The organism is Lysinibacillus sp. NPDC093216, assembly GCF_050280325.1.
In the GTDB taxonomy this organism is placed as follows: Bacteria; Bacillota; Bacilli; order Bacillales_A; family Planococcaceae; genus Lysinibacillus.
Genome location: NZ_JBNNVB010000004.1, coordinates 98,261 through 117,231, shown reverse-complemented (window position 1 = coordinate 117,231; position 18,971 = coordinate 98,261). Strand labels below are relative to the sequence as shown.

At 38.5% G+C, this 18,971-nt stretch carries 14 protein-coding genes, 1 other RNA gene and 1 other annotated feature; of the genes, 13 read left to right on the top strand and 2 right to left on the bottom strand.

Annotated features, from left to right (window positions below; all coding sequences use genetic code 11):
* The first annotated feature begins 415 nt into the window (after positions 1 to 415).
* From recJ to ACQKOG_RS06715, 3 genes are all read left to right on the top strand, one after another.
* Positions 416 to 2,734 carry a single-stranded-DNA-specific exonuclease RecJ gene (recJ, locus tag ACQKOG_RS06725; RefSeq protein WP_427445726.1) on the top strand — a complete coding sequence of 773 codons (2,319 nt, stop codon included), beginning with the start codon at positions 416 to 418 and terminating at the stop codon, positions 2,732 to 2,734.
* 33 nt (positions 2,735 to 2,767) lie between these two features.
* The gene (locus ACQKOG_RS06720; protein ID WP_370075403.1) at positions 2,768 to 3,280 is read left to right on the top strand and encodes an adenine phosphoribosyltransferase; all 513 of its coding nucleotides are present in this window, start codon (positions 2,768 to 2,770) and stop codon (positions 3,278 to 3,280) included.
* 201 nt (positions 3,281 to 3,481) lie between these two features.
* Entirely contained in the window at positions 3,482 to 3,616 is a 135-nt protein-coding gene (locus ACQKOG_RS06715) for a hypothetical protein (RefSeq protein ID WP_370075402.1), read from the top strand.
* A 73-nt stretch (positions 3,617 to 3,689) separates the two neighbouring features.
* Here ACQKOG_RS06715 and ACQKOG_RS06710 read toward each other — a convergent pair whose 3' ends face one another.
* Positions 3,690 to 4,136 carry a MarR family winged helix-turn-helix transcriptional regulator gene (locus tag ACQKOG_RS06710; protein WP_370075401.1) on the bottom strand — a complete coding sequence of 149 codons (447 nt, stop codon included), beginning with the start codon at positions 4,134 to 4,136 and terminating at the stop codon, positions 3,690 to 3,692.
* Positions 4,137 to 4,353: 217 nt separating this feature from the next.
* Here ACQKOG_RS06710 and ACQKOG_RS06705 point away from each other — a divergent pair, with 217 nt between their 5' ends.
* The 6 genes from ACQKOG_RS06705 to ACQKOG_RS06680 all read left to right on the top strand — a co-directional run bounded on the left by ACQKOG_RS06705 (position 4,354) and on the right by ACQKOG_RS06680 (position 11,436).
* The gene (locus ACQKOG_RS06705) at positions 4,354 to 5,610 is read left to right on the top strand and encodes an MFS transporter (protein WP_370075400.1); all 1,257 of its coding nucleotides are present in this window, start codon (positions 4,354 to 4,356) and stop codon (positions 5,608 to 5,610) included.
* Between the two features lie 594 nt (positions 5,611 to 6,204).
* Entirely contained in the window at positions 6,205 to 7,296 is a 1,092-nt protein-coding gene (locus ACQKOG_RS06700; RefSeq protein WP_370075399.1) for a carbohydrate kinase, read from the top strand.
* 4 nt (positions 7,297 to 7,300) lie between these two features.
* On the top strand, positions 7,301 to 8,209 hold the full coding sequence (locus ACQKOG_RS06695; protein WP_370075398.1) for a pseudouridine-5'-phosphate glycosidase: 909 nt from the start codon (positions 7,301 to 7,303) through the stop codon (positions 8,207 to 8,209).
* Between the two features lie 215 nt (positions 8,210 to 8,424).
* On the top strand, positions 8,425 to 10,620 hold the full coding sequence (locus tag ACQKOG_RS06690) for a RelA/SpoT family protein (protein WP_370075397.1): 2,196 nt from the start codon (positions 8,425 to 8,427) through the stop codon (positions 10,618 to 10,620).
* 86 nt (positions 10,621 to 10,706) lie between these two features.
* On the top strand, positions 10,707 to 11,147 hold the full coding sequence (dtd, locus tag ACQKOG_RS06685; RefSeq protein WP_370075396.1) for a D-aminoacyl-tRNA deacylase: 441 nt from the start codon (positions 10,707 to 10,709) through the stop codon (positions 11,145 to 11,147).
* A gap of 73 nt (positions 11,148 to 11,220) precedes the next feature.
* A complete protein-coding gene (locus ACQKOG_RS06680; protein WP_370075395.1) occupies positions 11,221 to 11,436 on the top strand; it encodes a DUF2642 domain-containing protein in 216 nt (71 codons plus the stop codon).
* 218 nt (positions 11,437 to 11,654) lie between these two features.
* On the opposite strand, the gene ACQKOG_RS06675 is transcribed toward ACQKOG_RS06680, so the two are convergent.
* Positions 11,655 to 13,244: an N-acetylmuramoyl-L-alanine amidase gene (locus ACQKOG_RS06675; protein WP_427445720.1), complete on the bottom strand. Its 1,590-nt coding sequence runs from the start codon at positions 13,242 to 13,244 to the stop codon at positions 11,655 to 11,657.
* 162 nt (positions 13,245 to 13,406) lie between these two features.
* Positions 13,407 to 13,649 (top strand) — a binding site (T-box leader).
* A gap of 96 nt (positions 13,650 to 13,745) precedes the next feature.
* On the opposite strand from ACQKOG_RS06675, the gene hisS reads away from it, so the two are divergent.
* The 4 genes from hisS to nagA all read left to right on the top strand — a co-directional run bounded on the left by hisS (position 13,746) and on the right by nagA (position 18,940).
* Positions 13,746 to 15,011, top strand: coding sequence for a histidine--tRNA ligase (hisS, locus tag ACQKOG_RS06670; protein WP_370075393.1), 1,266 nt, complete (start codon positions 13,746 to 13,748; stop codon positions 15,009 to 15,011).
* Between the two features lie 273 nt (positions 15,012 to 15,284).
* Complete coding sequence (aspS, locus tag ACQKOG_RS06665) at positions 15,285 to 17,054, top strand: aspartate--tRNA ligase (protein WP_427445718.1); 1,770 nt, start codon at positions 15,285 to 15,287, stop codon at positions 17,052 to 17,054.
* A 139-nt stretch (positions 17,055 to 17,193) separates the two neighbouring features.
* A non-coding RNA gene (gene ssrS / locus ACQKOG_RS06660) (6S RNA) lies at positions 17,194 to 17,393 on the top strand.
* Between the two features lie 389 nt (positions 17,394 to 17,782).
* Positions 17,783 to 18,940 carry an N-acetylglucosamine-6-phosphate deacetylase gene (gene nagA / locus ACQKOG_RS06655; protein ID WP_427445716.1) on the top strand — a complete coding sequence of 386 codons (1,158 nt, stop codon included), beginning with the start codon at positions 17,783 to 17,785 and terminating at the stop codon, positions 18,938 to 18,940.
* Positions 18,941 to 18,971: the final 31 nt, after the last annotated feature.

Sequence of the window (18,971 nt, the reverse complement as noted above, 5' to 3'; positions counted from 1 at the left end):
ATCGATGAATTTGGCGGCTCTATCCACGACTTTGAGGTTCTACCCATGAATTTGGCGGCTCTATCCATGACTTTGAGGTTCTACCCAAGGCTTAGACGGTTCTATCCACGATTTTGGATGTTCTATCCACGATTCTGACGGTTCTATCCACGATTTTGGATGTTCTATCCACGATTCTGACGGTTCTAACCACGACTTCGGCTGTTCTATCCGATTCTGACGGTTCTATAGACGACTTCGGTTCTTCTAACCACGACTTTGACTCTTCTATCTGTCACTCTGACTTCTATCCTTCGAGTAGTTTAGTAAAACCAACGGATTGAATTGAAAATCTAATGGATAAAACTATCATTCTGACAAATAGTGCGGATAGGTTAGATTTTCTGTATAATAGCCTACGTAAGGAAGTGAAAAGATGATTCTATCGAAAAAGAGATGGCAGGTAGAGCACCCAGACGCTAAGCTTGTCCAAACATTACAAAATGACCTACAACTTTCTGCGATTGCAGCGAAAATTTTAGCAGCTCGAGGCTGTGAAACAACTGCTGACGCAGAGAGCTTATTAAATATGACAGAAGCAAGTATCCATGATCCGTTTTTAATGCATGGTATGGCAGAAGCTGTGGCACGTATAGAGCATGCGCTTGAAAACGGAGAGAAAATCCTTGTATTTGGCGATTACGACGCGGATGGTGTCTCAAGCACGACAGTAATGCTGAATGTGTTGCTTGATCTAGGTGCCGATGTATCGTTTAAAATACCGAATCGTTTTATTCATGGCTATGGACCGAATGAGGTGCTATTTCGTGAAGCACATGACGAGGGTGTTCAGCTAATTATAACAGTTGATAATGGTATTTCAGGCATTGAACCGATTCGTGTCGCGAAGGAACTAGGTATGGATGTTATCGTTACAGATCACCATGAACCAGGCGATGAATTACCACCTGCCGATATTATTTTACATCCTCGTATACCAGAAGGACATTATCCATTTGGCGAGCTTGCAGGTGTAGGGGTAGCTTTTAAGTTAGCACATGCTCTATATGGAGAACTGCCAACGCAGCTATTTGAATATGTAGCTATTGGAACAGTAGCGGATTTAGTACCATTAGTTGATGAAAATCGCTACCTAGTAAAACGAGGAATAGAAGAAATGCGCCGTTCACTCAGCCCTTGGGTACAAGCAATGTGTGAAGTAGCCAGCGCAGAGCAAGCTAAAATTAGCGAAGAAACAATCGGTTTTTACTTTGGACCGCGCTTAAATGCTGTTGGTCGTCTAGGAGAAGCGGCGCCAGGTGTAGAGCTATTAATGGCTGAGGATAATGCTAAGGCAATAGCAATAGCGAAACAGCTTAATACGTGTAATAGTGAGCGCAAAGATATCGTAAAAAGTATTACAGATGAGGCCATTGCTCTCATTGAATCAGATAAAAAGGTTGGGGAGTCACTCGTTTTAGTTATTGCTGGTGAAGGCTGGAATGCTGGAGTAGTAGGAATTGTCGCATCTCGTCTTGTCGAGCTTTATTATCGTCCAACAATTGTACTTTCACTAGACCATGAAAAAGGAACAGCTAAAGGTTCAGCCCGTAGTATAGAAGGGTTTCATTTATATAATGAATTAGCGAAAAATAGAGACATATTACCTCATTTTGGTGGGCACCCTATGGCAGCGGGGATGACATTATCTATTGAGCATGTGGATGAATTAAGATCACGCTTAGATGCTCAAGCGAGAGCATGTTTATCAGAAGAGCAATTGACACCTGTACTCAATATTGATATACCACTAAAAATGGATGAAATTTCAGCAGATGCCATTGAAGAGATTTCAACGCTTGGTCCATATGGTACTGATTTTCCGAAGCCTGTTTATGTGCTCGAAGATGTGGAGATATCCTCCATGCGGAAAATTGGAGCAGCAGAAAATCATATAAAAATGGAATTGACGGATGGCTATGAAAAATTAGATAGTGTTGGATTTAATAAAGGACATTTACACGACGAATTAACATATGGAATTAAAGTTTCATTTACAGGGGATTTACAAATTAACGAATGGCAAGGACGTAAAAAAGCACAATTTATGATAGAAGATGTCCAAACGACTGAATGGCAATTATTTGATATTCGTGGTATTCGCCAAACATCCCGCTGGTTAAATACGGTCCCAAAAGAGGAGGCAACATTTATCGCCTTCCGTTCAGAGACGATTTCCTATTACCAGTCGCTAATTGGTGTACCAATCCTAGCAGTAGATCCTACGCTTTCAAATGTAGAACAAAGCAATTATATCGTCCTACTGGATTTGCCACAAAATGTTCAAATGTTAGAAAATGTCTTACGGAAAACAGCTCCTTCCCGTATATATGCACATTTTTACATGCCTGATTCTCAGTACTTCAATGGATTGCCTACACGTGAGCAATTCTCCTGGTATTATAAGTTTTTGAAAAATCGCCCTGCCTTTCCATTAAATATGCATTTGGCTGAATTAGCTAAACATACAGGTTGGCCGTTAGATGCATTAAAATTTATGACACAGGTGTTTTTTGAACTTGATTTTGTTAAAATGGAGAGTGGACTGACGACTGTCAACGTGAATGCACCAAAACAGGCACTTACAGAGGCACCGTCTTACAAACAGCGTTCAGAACAGATTGAAATGGAGCAGAAGCTAGTATATGCCCCTTATATAGAATTAAAACAATGGTTTGATGAACGATTACATTAATATACGAATAAGTTTCGTAGGAGGAGCAATAACATGGATTTAAAGCAATACGTAACAACGGTTGAAAACTGGCCGAAAGAGGGCATTAGCTTCAAAGATATTACAACAATTATGGATAACGGTGCTGCATACAAATATGCAACAGACCAAATTGTAAGTTACGCAAAAGAATTAGGTGCTGAAATTGTGGTAGGTCCTGAGGCTCGTGGCTTCATTATCGGATGTCCAGTTGCTTATGCGCTTGAAATAGGTTTTGCGCCTGTTCGTAAGCCAGGAAAATTACCACGTGAAGTGATCAGTGCTGACTACGGTCTTGAATACGGTAAAGATACACTAACAATGCATAAAGATGCGATTAAACCAGGTCAAAAAGTATTAATCTGTGATGACTTACTTGCGACTGGTGGTACAGTTGAAGCGACAGTGCGTTTAGTTGAACAACTAGGTGGTCAAGTTGTTGGCTGTGCCTTCCTAATCGAGTTAAAAGAGCTGAATGGTCGTGCAAAAATTGGCGACTTAAACATAAAAACACTTATTGAATATTAATGTTTTAGTTGATTAGAGTGAAGGCTGGACGCCCCTAGGAAAGCGCCCAGCCGGAACGGAAATCAACCCCTCGTTTTGCAGACGAGTCATACAATAATATGAAAAGCGTCACATTTTGTGGCGTTTTTTTATTTATAAAGAGATTAATAGATATAGTAAGTATTAAAAATTTATAAATTTAAAAGTAAGGGAGAGTTAGCTTTGTCATATTATGTAATTGATGCTTTTACAGAAACAAAATTAGGTGGTAATCCAGCAGGTGTAGTGATTCATGCAACCCCACGTTTTGCCGAAGAACTATACTTAATTGGCACTTTAATTTCATTGGCATATTAGTTCTACAACAACTTTAAGAATCCATTTTGATCAATCATTTTCAAAATGGATTCTTTTGTTTAGGTTCGTTTATTTATTCTTCATCATAAGATTGAATTATTTTTTGCATAGTTTTCAATGTTTCATAAAAATCCTCGTACTTCTCTATGCCAATATCATTGATAATTCTTTCTTGGATATCTTGCCAAATTGGAGCAGCCTCGTTTAATTTTTTAACCCCTTTATCAGTTAGTGTAATGACCTTTGCTCGAGCATCTTGCGGATCTCTTGTTAAATCTACATAGCCATTTTGCTTTAACAAGTTAATATTACGTGTAATGGTTGTTTGATCGAGTAGCAAAATTTCACCTAGTCGACTTATGGAAACTGATTGTTGATGATCGATATTTGCTAGCATTGAGTATTGAGTAACTTTTAAGCCAGTGGGCTGTAGTAATTTATCATACAATTGTGTCACGACTCGTGTTTTTTTTCGAAGGTTTGCACATACACATATTTGTGTGTAATCTATATTATTCATTGCTCCGTACCCCTTTTCGAGTTGGTTCAATATTATAGTAGCCCTATTGATTTATTTTGTTAAGTTGGAAAATGTTTCTTGACAGTAATAAAAGTGATTACTAAGATTATATATGTATATACATGTTTCCGAAAGGCATTTACTCCAGTAATATATGCATATACATGTATTGAGCTGCAATCTTTTAAAAATTTTTTTAAGAAATGAAGGTGTCAAGATGAAACGTATTCATTATAGCTGGTTTATTTTAGTCGTAACCTTTTTCTCAATTATTGTTGCAGGGATTACAATGTCATCATCAGGGGTATTTATAGACTCCTTTGAAAAAGAATTTAATTGGGATCGATCTTTAATTGCCTTAGCTTTTGCAGTGAGTCTATTTTTATATGGTTTTTCGGGTCCTTTTATGGCGGCATTACTAGAAATAGCGGGTTTAAAGAAAATGATGCTAGGTGCGATGGCTACATTATTCATTGGCATGATGCTTACGCTTTTCATGACTCAATCATGGCAGTTAATCGTTATATGGGGCGGTATTATTGGTTTAGGAGCAAGTCTTTTTTTAACGGTGTTAAGTCCGTATGTAGCCAATCATTGGTTTGTGAAAAGTAGAGGGTTGGCAGTTGGGATTTTAACGGCGAGTACTGCAACAGGGCAGTTAATTCTCTTACCCTTATTGGCGATTATTATTGAACATTATTCTTGGCGATGGGCGATTGGATTAATTCTCATTTTAAGTATTGTTATGTTCATCACTATTTCAATATTTATTAAAAATAAGCCACAGGATATTGGGATTCTTCCTTATGGAATGGAAGAAGATTTAGAAATGCAACAAGAGGATCATAAGAAAAATCCGATTAGTAATGCTTTTAATGGTTTATTTGAGGCAATAAAGAAGAAAGAATTTTGGTTATTAGCGGGAAGTTTTTTTATTTGTGGACTTTCAACTAGTGGATTAGTGGGTACTCATTTTGTTTCATACTGTATTAGCTTTGGTGTCCCTTTCGTAACCGCTGCATCCTTTCTTTCTTTTATGGGAGTGTTTAATCTTGTAGGCACTACTTTATCAGGGTGGCTGTCTGATCGTTTTGATAATCGATGGTTATTGTTTTGGTATTACCTTTTAAGAGGAACGTCTCTCCTTTTACTTCCATATGCATTAATGCAAGGGTCGTTCACTTTACTGACAATCTTTACAATATTTTATGGATTAGATTGGATTGCAACAGTGCCTCCAACGATCAGTATTTCTAGACAAATTTTTGGTACAAATAAAAGTGGCATTATTTATGGGTGGATTTTCGCATCTCATCAAGCAGGAGCTGCAGTTGCTGCCTTTGGTGGAGGCCTCATCTATAAGTTTTTCAATTCATATACTTGGGCCTTTTTCCTTGCTGGGATGTTCTGTGCATTGGCAAGTTTATTTGTCATCATCGTGAAAAAACAAACACCTTATCATGCCAATACTTGATAATTAGCTACTCGCTTTGCTTAAGGTGAGACTCTTGTTGCTATCGTCGTTTCTTAAAATTTTATCAACGATTGGCATTTTACAGCAGTGAGCCGTTCCTCCGAATTTGTTGTTGCTGCGCTACGCTTTCGCACAGAAAATATTTGTCCAGGTTATATTGGAATTCGCCGCTAAAAGTGTAAGTTGCGCCGCTAACCAAGCAAAGAACGCCGCAAACCCCCGAAATTGCTCCGCTAACCAAGCAAAGAACGCCGCAAACCCCCGAAATTGCGCCGCCTACCAAGTAAAGAACGCCGCAAAACCCTGAATTTCCGCCGCTATCGCTTTCACGCAGATGAGACCCTGAAGCGAAGTGAAGCGGCTCATTGGGCGCCCACAGGAAAGCGCCCAGTTGGAACGGAAATCACCCCCCTCGTTATACCGAAAAGCCATACTTTATTTAACACGACACCTTAATTTCATTGAAGCAATAGTTATCACAACAAAAAGTTGAAGCCAGTATCATATCGGTTTCAACTTTTTTTATTAAAAAATTTTTTGACATCAACCAAACAAAAGTTTATAATGTAAACAAATATAATAAAAGGTGATGCTATGAATGAAAGAGAACAGGCGGTCCTTGCATTAATTCGCCAGAATCCGTTTATGTCTCAGCAAGAGATGGCAGATAAGATGAAGCTATCTCGACCAGTCCTTGCTAATTTAGTGTCTAGCTTAACGAAGCAAGGGAAAATTGTAGGTCGTGCATATATTTTGCCTGAGGAAAATGAAATTATTTGTATCGGTGGAGCCAATCTTGACCGAAAATTTCATGTAAAAGGGAATGTCCAATTCGGTACTTCTAATCCTGCTAGCTCTTCATTTAGTGTAGGTGGTGTTGGCCGAAACATTGCTGAAAATTTAGGTAGATTAAATCATCAAGTAACATTGCTGACTACTGCCGGCAAAGATGCTGATTGGCAAGTGATCCAAGAAGCTTCAGAGCCATTTATGAATTTACGTTATGTGGAGCAGCTACCTGACGCTTCGACGGGTTCCTATACTGCGGTTATGGATGAGCAGGGCGAGCTAGCACTAGCAGTAGCAAATATGGAAGTATATGATCTTTTATTGCCAAGTTTGCTAAAAAAACATGAGGCAATGCTGATGAATGCGGGCTGCTTTATTATGGACTTAAACTGTCCAAAAGAAACAGTTGCTTACATACAGCAGGTTGCGATTGCCCGTGACATTCCATTTGTTATCGTACCGGTATCTTCGCCCAAAATGAATCGATTACCGGATACGTTACAAGGGGTAACATGGTTTATTTGTAACACAGATGAAGCTGAGACGATTGTAGGTCATAAAATCGAAAACTCAGCACACTACGAAAAGGCTTTACAGCAACTTCTTACATTAGGTGCTGAACATGTAATTATTACAGCGGGTAGCAAGGGTGTGTATGCAGCTTCCACTACAACGAAGCCAAGTCATTTTACAGCTAAAGCTGTAGAAAAAATTGAAGATGTAACAGGTGCAGGAGACGCCTTTGTCAGTGCTGTAATCCATAGCTGGCTTACTGGGCAATCATTTGCAACATGTATTGATGCAGGCTTAACGAATGCCAAAAATACACTTGCATCTCCATATACCGTAAGACCTGAGCTATCAGTTGATTTGTTAAACAATGAAATGGAGGAATAACAACATGAAAGAATTCATCGTATTATCAGAAGAAGTAAAAGCAGGACAAGCAAAAGGCTTACCAATCGTAGCATTAGAATCAACAATTATTTCTCACGGAATGCCATATCCACAAAATGTACAAACAGCACGTGAAGTGGAACAAATTGTTCGTGATAATGGTGGAGTGCCAGCAACAATTGCTTTAATCGACGGTAAAATTAAAATTGGTTTATCAGATGAAGAACTTGAAATGTTCGGTAATGCACAAGGTGTAGCAAAAGCATCTCGTCGCGACTTAGGCTATCTTTTAGCATCAAAAAAATTAGGAGCTACAACTGTAGCTGCAACAATGATTTGTGCTGAGCTAGCTGGTATTGAAATTTTTGTAACTGGTGGTATCGGCGGGGTACACCGTGGTGCTGAAACAACAATGGATATTTCAGCAGATTTAGAAGAACTAGCACAAACAAATGTTGCCGTAATTTGTGCGGGCGCTAAGTCTATTTTAGATATTGGTTTAACTTTAGAATATCTTGAAACAAAAGGTGTGCCAGTCGTTGGATATGGTACAGATGAACTACCAGCATTCTATACACGTCAAAGTGGTTTTGATGTCAACTTCAAGATTGATACACCAGAGGAAGTGGCCGAAATGCTACGTGCAAAATGGCAATTAGGCTTAAAAGGCGGAGCTGTTATTGCTAACCCAATTCCAGAGTCTGACGCGCTTGAGCATTCATTCATTACTGAAATCATTGAAAAAGCTCTAGTAGAAGCAGAAGAAAACGGTATTCAAGGTAAAAACGTGACACCATTCTTACTTGGAAAAGTGAAAGAATTAACAGAAGGTAAAAGCCTTGTTGCCAATATTGCATTAGTAAAAAATAATGCAGTAGTTGGTACAAAAATTGCTGTAGCGTATAATAAATAAGCCGACAACTATGATACGATAAGAGAGACTCTTTGCGAAATATTGCATTCGCAAAGGGTCTTTTTATTCATTCAGGAGAATATTTTTCCATTTTTCACATTGTTCACGAGAATAACTAAACAAAATGACACAGTTACTTTACAATAGCCCATAAAATTTTATACAATTAAGTTTATATCTAATCTGAAAAATTTGACGAGCAAGGTGGACATGTTATGGCGAAAGAGCAAATTTTGACTCCCGAGGACGTTTTTGAGTTAGTCAAATCCTACATGAATGATGAAAATGTCGCATTCGTGAAAAAAGCATATGAATTAGCAAGGGATGCCCATATTGAGCAATTCCGAAGCTCAGGTGAACCGTATATTATTCACCCTGTGCAAGTAGCTGGAATTTTAGCTGAATTACAAATGGATCCTGAAACAGTTGCAGCTGGTTTTTTACATGATGTTGTCGAGGATACGGATTTTACGCGCGACGATTTGGTTCGTGAATTCGGCGAAGAGGTTGCGATGCTTGTAGATGGTGTAACAAAGCTGGGGAAAATTAAATATTTATCTAAAGAAGCGCAGCAAGCAGAAAATCATCGAAAAATGTTTGTAGCTATGGCGCAGGATATTCGTGTCATTTTGATTAAACTGGCAGACCGTCTACATAATATGCGCACGTTAAAGCATTTACCTGCAGAAAAACAACGCCGTATTTCTAAAGAAACGCTTGAAATTTTTGCACCACTCGCGCATCGTCTTGGGATTTCGACTGTTAAATGGGAGCTTGAGGATACAGCACTTCGTTATTTAAATCCACAGCAATATTATCGCATTGTCAGTCTTATGAAGAAAAAACGTGATGAGCGTGAGGCCTATTTAGATAATGTAATGGGTGAGATGAAGTCACAGCTTACAGATGTTGAAATTGAAGCAGATATATATGGTCGCCCAAAACATATTTACAGTATTTATCGTAAAATGGTGTTACAAAAGAAACAATTCAACGAGATTTATGATTTATTAGCCATTCGTGTACTTGTCGATAGTATTAAAGATTGCTATGCCGTGCTTGGGATTGTGCATACATTATGGAAGCCAATGCCTGGACGTTTTAAAGATTATATTGCGATGCCAAAACAAAACCTATATCAATCCCTGCATACAACAGTAATTGGTCCTTATGGTGACCCATTAGAAGTTCAAATTCGTACGAAGGAAATGCATAAAATTGCCGAGTACGGGATTGCAGCGCATTGGGCGTATAAAGAAGGTAAAAAAGTTGATAATGAAAAACAAAATGTCGACCAAAAATTAACGTGGTTCCGAGAAATTTTAGAATTCCAAAACGAATCTTCTAATGCTGAAGAATTTATGGAATCTTTAAAATTTGATTTATTCTCTGATATGGTCTATGTATTCACACCTGAAGGAGATGTCATTGAATTACCAGCAGGCTCTGTACCGATCGACTTCGCATATCGTGTGCATTCAGAAGTTGGGAATCGTACAATTGGCGCGAAAATCAATGGTAAAATGGTGCCACTTGATACACCGTTAAAAACGGGAGATATTATTGAAATTTTAACGTCTAAGCAATCATTTGGTCCGAGTCGCGATTGGCTAAAAATTGCCCAATCCTCACAGGCGAAAAATAAAATAAAGCAGTTTTTCAAACGTCATCTTCGTGAGGAAAATATCATCAAAGGTAAAGAGATGATAGAAAAGGAAATCCGCGCACAAGGTTTTGACGTAAAAGAAACAATGTCAGCGGACAATTTGAAGCGAGTATGCGAAAAATTCAACTATACAAATGAAGAAGATTTATATGCAGCTGTTGGCATGAATGGAATTACAGCTCAGCAAGTTGTTAATCGTCTAGCGGAAAAACGTCGCAAAGAGCGTGAACAGGAAGAAGCGCTAGAGAAAATTGAACAAAAAATGAAAAACCCTATTCCGCAAAAACGTACGGAATCGGGTGTTATCGTAAAAGATATCGACAATATGCTTATTCGACTTTCACGTTGTTGTACGCCAGTTCCTGGAGATGAAATTGTAGGCTTCATTACGAAAGGAAGAGGTGTTTCAGTGCACCGTGCGGACTGTCCAAATATTCAAGTTGATGATGAGCAGGAGCGCTTAATAGAAGTTGAATGGGAACATGGACTTACTCCAGAAAAAAAAGAATACCCTGTCGATATTGAAGTTTCGGCCTTCGATAGACCAGGAATTTTAAATGAAATCATGCAAATTGTTAGCGAAACGAAAACGAATATTTTAGCAGTGAGTGGTCGTGCAGATCGTGATAAAATGGCAACGATTCATTTAACGATTTCGATTTCAAATATTTCGCATTTGCATAAAGTAGTGGAACGTATTAAGCAAACACCTGATATATATTCAGTACAACGTGTTATTAACTAATTGGGATGGTTAGGCAGTAGCAACTTTGTTATGTACCGAAAATGGAACTTCTGGTGCATACAATAGGAGAATTGAGGTTTTAAAAAATGAAAGTAGTTTTACAACGTAGTAAAGCAGCCTCTGTTACGGTTGACGGAAAAGTAACGGGTGCTATTGATAGCGGTTATGTTCTTCTGGTTGGCATTACACACGGGGACACGCAGGAGGATGTTGAATATTTAGCAAAAAAAGTAGCAAATCTCCGCCTTTGGGAAGATGCTGATGGAAAAATGAATCATTCCATTTTAGAGCATGGAGGGGCTATTCTATCCGTCTCACAATTTACATTGTATGGAGATGCAAAAAAGGGGAATCGTCCAAGTTTTACAAGTGCAGCAAGACCAGAAGTCGCGGAACCGTTATGGGAGGCTTTTAATAATTCCTTACGTGAACACGGTTTACATGTGGAAACAGGAATTTTTGGTGCAATGATGGATGTTGCACTGACAAATGATGGCCCTATTACAATACTTCTTGAGTCTAAATAAATGGTACATTTCCTATGATTCCTTCATACATTAAATAGTATGGTTAGTTTTGTAGGAAGGAAGTGTATTAAAGATGACGCAGGTAGGAAGCATATCAAATCCATATTTATACGAGACTCTTAACATGATGATTGGTCAGGCAATTGTAGTGCAAACTAAGAAAAATATTCAGCAAGGAAAATTAATCTCTGTATTACCTGATGATATTGTTTTAGAGGTTAGCCATACGCCATTTTTCATTAGTATGAAGGAGATTGTATGGGTTACGCTAGCAACAATGAAAAAATAAGCGCATAAAGGACCTCTATACTCATGTAATGTGAGTTGGAGGCCTTTTTTCGTTTGAGTGTACATAATATTTGACAGTGAGTACTGAAAGGCAAACACCATAACTTATAACGTCTATAACAAAGAGTCATTTAAAACAAAATAAATAAGCTGCAAGGGAAGTACAATTCTACTTTCCTTTGCAGCTTATTAATAATCCCCGCTGATACAAGTTTCACTTTATCGATCTTCGTTAAAGTATTTTAAAATACCTTGGTAGATACCGAGAGTAGCTTGTTCACGGAATTTAGCGTTTGTAATAACACGTTCCTCACTACCATTACTTAAGTAGCCTAGCTCAATGAGTGCAGCTTGTTGACGATTTTCTCGTAGAACTAAATAATTTCCTTGTTGGGTACCACGATTCTTTAAATCGATTTTATTGGAAAGTCCATTATTTATTGCCTCTGCAAGACCTTGTTGATTACTGTTCATATAATATGAGGTGAAGCCATTAACGGAGCTATCGTCTGTTGCATCATAATGAATACTGATAAAAGCATCTGCCTCATACTGGTGCGCAATTGAGACGCGTTTACGGAGTGCAACATATTCATCTGATTCTCTTGTCATGACAACATTTGCTCCAGCAGCACTCAACTTTGAAGCTAGAAGAGAAGCTGTTTTCAATGTAATTTCCTTCTCATTTGTTCCACGTTGTCCGGTAGTGCCGTGATCATTTCCGCCATGTCCAGCATCTACGACAATTGTTAGCCCATTTAAAGTGCCTTTCTTGCGTGGTGTAGATTTATCTTTTTTTATAGCAGTAGTTGTTTTGCTCGACGAAGAAGTAGTAACGACCCAGTTCGCCACAAATGCAGTTTTGTCATCTACTTGTATTTCATAAAAGTCATTTTTAGCGCCTACAATAGGGTAGGTTTCACCGGCATCTACACGTACAACAACATCAGCAGTCGTTGATGCATCTGTCCGTAGGTTTGTCCCATTATAAATGATTGTGACAGATTCAAGCTCTGAGGAAGAAGAAGCAGATTTTGATGTCGTTTTTCCTTTATTTGAAAAAGTACCATAAAAGCTATAAACCCAACCTGCTTTATTATCGTTATATTGAATTTTTACCCAGTTATGCTCTTGAGCCAGTACTTTAAAGGCTTGTCCATTTGAAGCTGTTCCTATTTTTTTAGCATTTAAGTCGGGATTTTGGCGCACATTAAGTGCATCTACTAAAACTGTAAATGTTGTATCTTTGTTGGTTTTTTTTGTAGTAGATACTTCAACTTTAGGTTCATCAGCCTCAGCCTTAACCTTTTTTTCAGGTAGGTCATTGATTGTAACATAGTCAGTAGATACCCACCCAACTAGTCCGTTCCAATCTATTTTTGCCCATTCACCATTTTTTTCAATAAGTTTAGATTGGCTGCCTATTGATAATTGTCCTAGAACTGCTGAAGATATGTCAGGCTCAGTACGAATATTTAGACGATCAACTTGTGATATCAACGTTTGATCAACCGTTTGTTTATCGTTTATTGAAGTTGTTAGCCAAGATGCTACCCAACCTTCGTAATTGCCTGCTTTTACTTGAATCCAGTCACCTTCACGACTAATAGAAGTTAGCGAATCACCCTCATCTAATGTTGTAATGATTGGATAAGACAGTCCAGGTCCCTCACGTAAATGAAGAATCGTTCCAGTTACTTTTAAATCACTGGTGTCTGCTAGTGCTCTTTGAATATTATTCATATTTGGAATCGCAATTATTAGCACTAGTACGAAGATGATACTAATATTTAAAAGTTTTGTCCTCATCAGACTCCTCCTATCTTGTGCTATTTTACCATGCTTTAGTAATAGAATTCGTGGGAAAAAGGTAATGGAATTTGTTATTTTATCGAATGTATTGTAAAAAAAATAAAAACAGTTGACATTGCCTTTTGTTGTGACTAACATAAAGGGTAATCAAAAAATGATTAACCGCTTATGACCAAGCGAGTAGCATATACCTCTATTGGAGAAGAGAGGGAAAGACCTAGGCTGAAATCTTTCCTACAAAAATGTATATTGTGAACAACACTTGAGAGGCTTTTTTCTGAAAAGGTAACGCTTAGTAGGAAAAAACGGAATCGGCCGTTATCCGATTTGGAGGAGGACGCATGTATTTGATGCGTCAACTAGGGTGGAACCGCGGAAGCTTGTACAGCTCTCGTCCCTTGCATAACGCAAGGAGGCGAGGGCTTTTTTAGTGGACAAAAAATAAGAGAAGTCCAGAAGACAGCTTGCTCATAAGCAATTAATAAAGGAGGTTTTTCTATGAGTTTTAAAGTGCCACGAGGGACACAAGATATTTTGCCTGGTCAATCAGAAAAATGGCAAAAGATAGAAGCGGTTATCCGTGATATCTGTCGTGTCTATCGCTACAATGAAATTCGTACACCAATTTTTGAGCAAACAGATTTATTTGCACGTGGTGTCGGTGAAACAACAGATGTTGTTCAAAAAGAAATGTATACATTTGAAGATCGCGGTGGCCGTTCGTTAACATTACGTCCGGAGAATACAGCTGGTGTAGTTCGTGCTTATGTTGAGCATAAAATGTTTGGTGCACCTGATCAACCAGTAAAGCTTTCATATTTAGGACCAATGTTCCGTTATGAACGTCAACAAGCAGGGCGCTACCGTCAATTTGTTCAATTTGGAGTAGAAGCAATTGGTTCAGCTGATCCAGCCATTGATGCAGAAGTTATTGCACTAGCAATGGATGTCTATGAATCAGCAGGTTTAAAAGATTTAAAATTAGTCATTAACTCACTTGGTGACAAAGATACACGTGATACACACCGTACAGCACTGCTACAACACTTCGAACCACATATTCATGAGTTTTGTTCAGACTGCCAAAATCGTTTGCAAAAAAACCCACTTCGTATTTTAGACTGTAAGGTAGACCGCGAGCACCCATTAATGCAATCTGCACCTGCATTAACTGATTTCCTAACTGAGGAGTCAGCAGCATATTTCGCTCAAGTTAAAACGTACTTAGATACACTGGGAATTTCGTATGAGGTCGATCCAAATCTTGTAAGAGGTCTTGATTATTACAATCATACGACTTTTGAAATTATGTCAACGGCTTCAGGATTTGGATCAATTACTACACTTTGTGGTGGGGGTCGCTATAATGGCCTTGTGCAAGAAATTGGTGGACCAGAAGTACCAGGTATCGGTTTCGCATTAAGTATTGAGCGTCTGTTGCTTGCACTTGAAGCTGAAGGTGTTGAATTAGACACAGCATCAGGACTCGATGTTTATATGATCGCTATGGGCGAAGAAGCGAAGCTAAAAACTGTAGAATTAACAAGTACCTTCCGTGCTAAGGGCATTTCTGCAGAGATGGATTATTTAGATCGCAAAATGAAAGCTCAAATGAAATCAGCAGACCGTTTAGGTGCGAAATATACGATTGTTTTAGGCGAAACGGAACTTGAAGAGCAAGTAGCTACTGTTAAACATATGGAATCAGGTGAACAACAAAAAGTAGCGTTCTCGGAATTAGTGAACTACCTATTAAAACAATAAGCGAATCTGTTAAAACATAAATCGTTTATAGATCAATACAGGATTATCTGTCCAATTCAAATATCTACGTCATTTGGACAGATAATTCATCTAATGAACTGCTAATTTTCCTTGGCATCCATTCACTACTAGTAGGAACGGTATGCTACATAAGTAAAATAAACGGTTCATCAACGAAAGTTGGGGATGACATTTTGTGAAAACGTATGTCATGTGGATAAATCAACCCAAAGTTATGGAGATGAGCCAAATAAATTTTGGAGGAATTAAATAATGGCAACAAGAACACATGCTAGTAATGAACTTTCAGAAGTATTAAAAGGCGAAAAAGTCGTATTAAAAGGTTGGGTACAACGTCGTCGCGACTTAGGCGGTTTAATCTTCATTGATTTACGTGACCGTACTGGAATCACTCAGGTAGTGTTTAGCCCTGATGTTGCAGAAGCACATGCTCTAGCCGATAAAGTGCGTAGTGAGTACGTAATTGAAGTAGAGGGGACAGTTATTCTTCGTGCAGAAGATCAAATCAACCCAAATGTACCAAACGGCAAAATTGAAGTAGAAGCAACAAAATTAGTCGTTATTAATACGGCAAAAACAACACCATTCCAAATCGAAGATCGTACTGATGTATCTGAAGATTTGCGTTTAAAATATCGTTATCTTGACCTGCGTCGTCCTGTTATGTTTGACACATTTAAAATGCGTTCAGACGTTACTCGTACAATTCGTAACTTCTTACAAAACGAAGGCTTCTTAGAAGTAGAGACGCCAATTTTAACAAAATCATCTCCAGAAGGAGCTCGTGACTATTTAGTACCATCACGTGTTCATGAAGGCGAATTTTATGCACTACCACAATCACCTCAGCTATTTAAGCAATTATTAATGGTGTCTGGTTTCGAAAAATACTTCCAAATCGCACGTTGTTTCCGCGATGAAGACTTACGTGCTGACCGTCAACCAGAGTTTACACAAGTTGATATTGAAACAAGCTTTTTAACGCAAGAAGAAATTATTGAAATGAACGAACGCTTAATCCAAGCAGTTATGAAAGAAGTAAAAGGCATTGATATCCCTGCACCATTCCAACGTATGAAATATCAAGAAGCTATGGATCGTTACGGCTCAGATAAACCTGATGTACGTTTCGGCTTAGAGCTAGTTGCTTTAAATGATATTTTTGATGGCTGTAATTTCAAAGTGTTTGCTGATACAGTAGCACAAGGTAAGCAAGTAAAGAGTATCAACATTAAAGGTGCGGCAGACAAATACTCTCGTAAAGACATGGACGAGCTAACAAAATTCGTTGGTATTTATGGAGCAAAAGGTCTGGCTTGGTTAAAAGTAACAGAAGAAGGCTTAAACGGACCGATTGCAAAATTCTTTGACGAAGCATTAGCTGCTTCATTAATCGAACGTATGAAAGCTGAAGTGGGCGATATTTTAGTATTCGTTGCTGATAAAGCGTCTGTTGTAGCAGCATCTTTAGGTGCACTTCGTACGAAATTAGGTCAAGATTTAGGCTTAATCGACGAATCAGAATTTGCATTCCTATGGATCACAGATTGGCCATTATTAGAGTACTCTGAGGAAGACGGTCGCTATTATGCAGCGCACCATCCATTCACACGTCCATTTGACGAAGATATTCCGTTAATGGAAACTGATCCTTCAGCTGTCCGCGCGCAAGCATACGATATCGTATTAAACGGATATGAGCTTGGTGGAGGTTCGCTACGTATTTATGAACGTGAATTACAAGAAAAAATGTTTAATTTACTTGGTTTCACAGAAGAAGAAGCAAGAGCTCAATTTGGCTACTTATTAGAAGCATTTGAATACGGAGTACCACCACATGGAGGTCTTGCATTTGGTCTTGACCGCTTCGTAATGCTACTTGCAGGCAGTACTAACTTACGTGACACAATTGCATTCCCGAAAACAGCAAGTGCAAGCTGCTTATTAACGAATGCACCAAGTGAAGTTTCTCTAGAACAATTGAATGAGCTAAATTTAGCAATTAAAACATTTAAAAGATAATTAATACTCCTAAATACCTGGATTCTCTAGCGAAATTTGTTGAGAATCTAGGTATTTTTTGCGTTTTCGCAAGAATGAAGATTTTTTTAAAGAAAATAGTTTGAATTGTCAGAAATATCGTGTTATTATAACTGTAATACGAATCCTGATGTGTTTGTCTAATTGCTAGCTCTACTTAACAGTTTTGACCGAACATATTAGAATCGGGAGCCTTCATTTTGTAGTCGCAAACAAGCCCCATGCGGAGCGGGACGTTTAAAGCTGCAAACCAGGCACCCCCCTGCGAATTGCGGGTTCAAAACGAATGTTTCTTGGCATAACGGCACAATCGGGATTCGTCATACATAGTAAATAACCACAAAAAGGAGCATGAAATTAGCTCCTTTTTTAGTGCGAATAAATGGTTATTCAAAAAGACAACTGCATAGCAAGATTTATAATAGTTATTTGTAGAGGAGAAATGACGATGATTCTTGGCTTAAAAAGAAGGCTGGACGCCCCCAGGAAGCTATGCTCTGCGCGAAAGCGAAGCGTCAGCGGCAAAGTGCCCAGCCGGAACGGAGATCAACCCCACGTGATGATGATTTAGTGAAAAAATTAGAAAATATAAAAAATACTTTTTATTTTTGTAAAAGTGTCATATAATTGGTATAGACAACTATACCAAGTTAAGTGATAGCTTGTTAACTTCAGCAAAGCTCCTCAAAAAATGATTAGGGGGTGATCTATTGAAGAATACACTTTTAATTTCCAATGTTACGATAGTCAATCATGATGAGGCACCGATTAAGGGTGACTTATTCATTGATAATGGTAGGATTATTAAAATAAGTCATAACCTATCTGATCAGGCCGAATGCTATATAGATGGCAAAAATAAAAATTGGCTACTACTACCTGGCTATATTGATATGCACATACATGGCTCTGCTGGGCATGATGTGATGGATGCTACACAATTAGCATTACATCAAATGGCGCGTTCTTTAGTACAAGAAGGCGTTACGGGCTTCCTTGCTACTACAATGACGCAATCTATAGAAGTAATTGAAAGCGCTTTATCCAACGTTGCTCAATTTGAAAATAATGATGATGAGGCAAGCTTATTAGGGATACATGTAGAGGGGCCATATGTATCGAAAAAACGGGCAGGAGCTCAGCCAATAGAATACATTATTTTACCGTCTGCTGAGCAATTTACATCCTGGCAGAACATAAGTAAGCAACGCATTAAACAAGTCACAATTGCACCTGAGGTAGAGGGAGGCTTTACGTTTATTGAAGCGCTAAAAGATTTAAATGTTATTGCTTCCATTGGCCATTCTGACGCATCAATTGAGGAAGTGGATAAGGCAATAGCATTGGGAGTAAGGCAGGCTACACATTTATATAACCAAATGCGCCCTTTCCATCATCGCCAACCAGGTGTCGTTGGTGCAGTGCTTTTAGAAGATCAGGTGAAGACTGAAATTATAGCTGATTTCGTGCATAGCCATCCTCAAGCTGTAAAGCTAGCATATCGAATAAAAGGAGCGAATGGTATTATCTTAATTACAGATGCGATGCGGGCAAAAGGCTTACATTATGGTGATTATGATTTAGGTGGTCAAACCGTTCATGTTTCTAAGGATGGGGCTCATTTATCTAATGGGGCTTTAGCGGGTAGTGTGCTAACGATGGAGCAGGCAGTAAAAAATATGAAAGCAGTTACCGATTGCTCATTGCAGGAAATTGTCGCAATGTCCTCTACGAATGCTGCTAAACAATTACAGCTTGCAACTAAAGGTCGTATTGCAGAAGGCTATGATGCAGATTTTGTATTACTAGATGAACATTTAAATGTACAAAAAACTATTTGTCGGGGTAAAGTTGTATTTGAGAAGTGAAAGTAAAGAGGCGATAAGGATGGTGCAACAC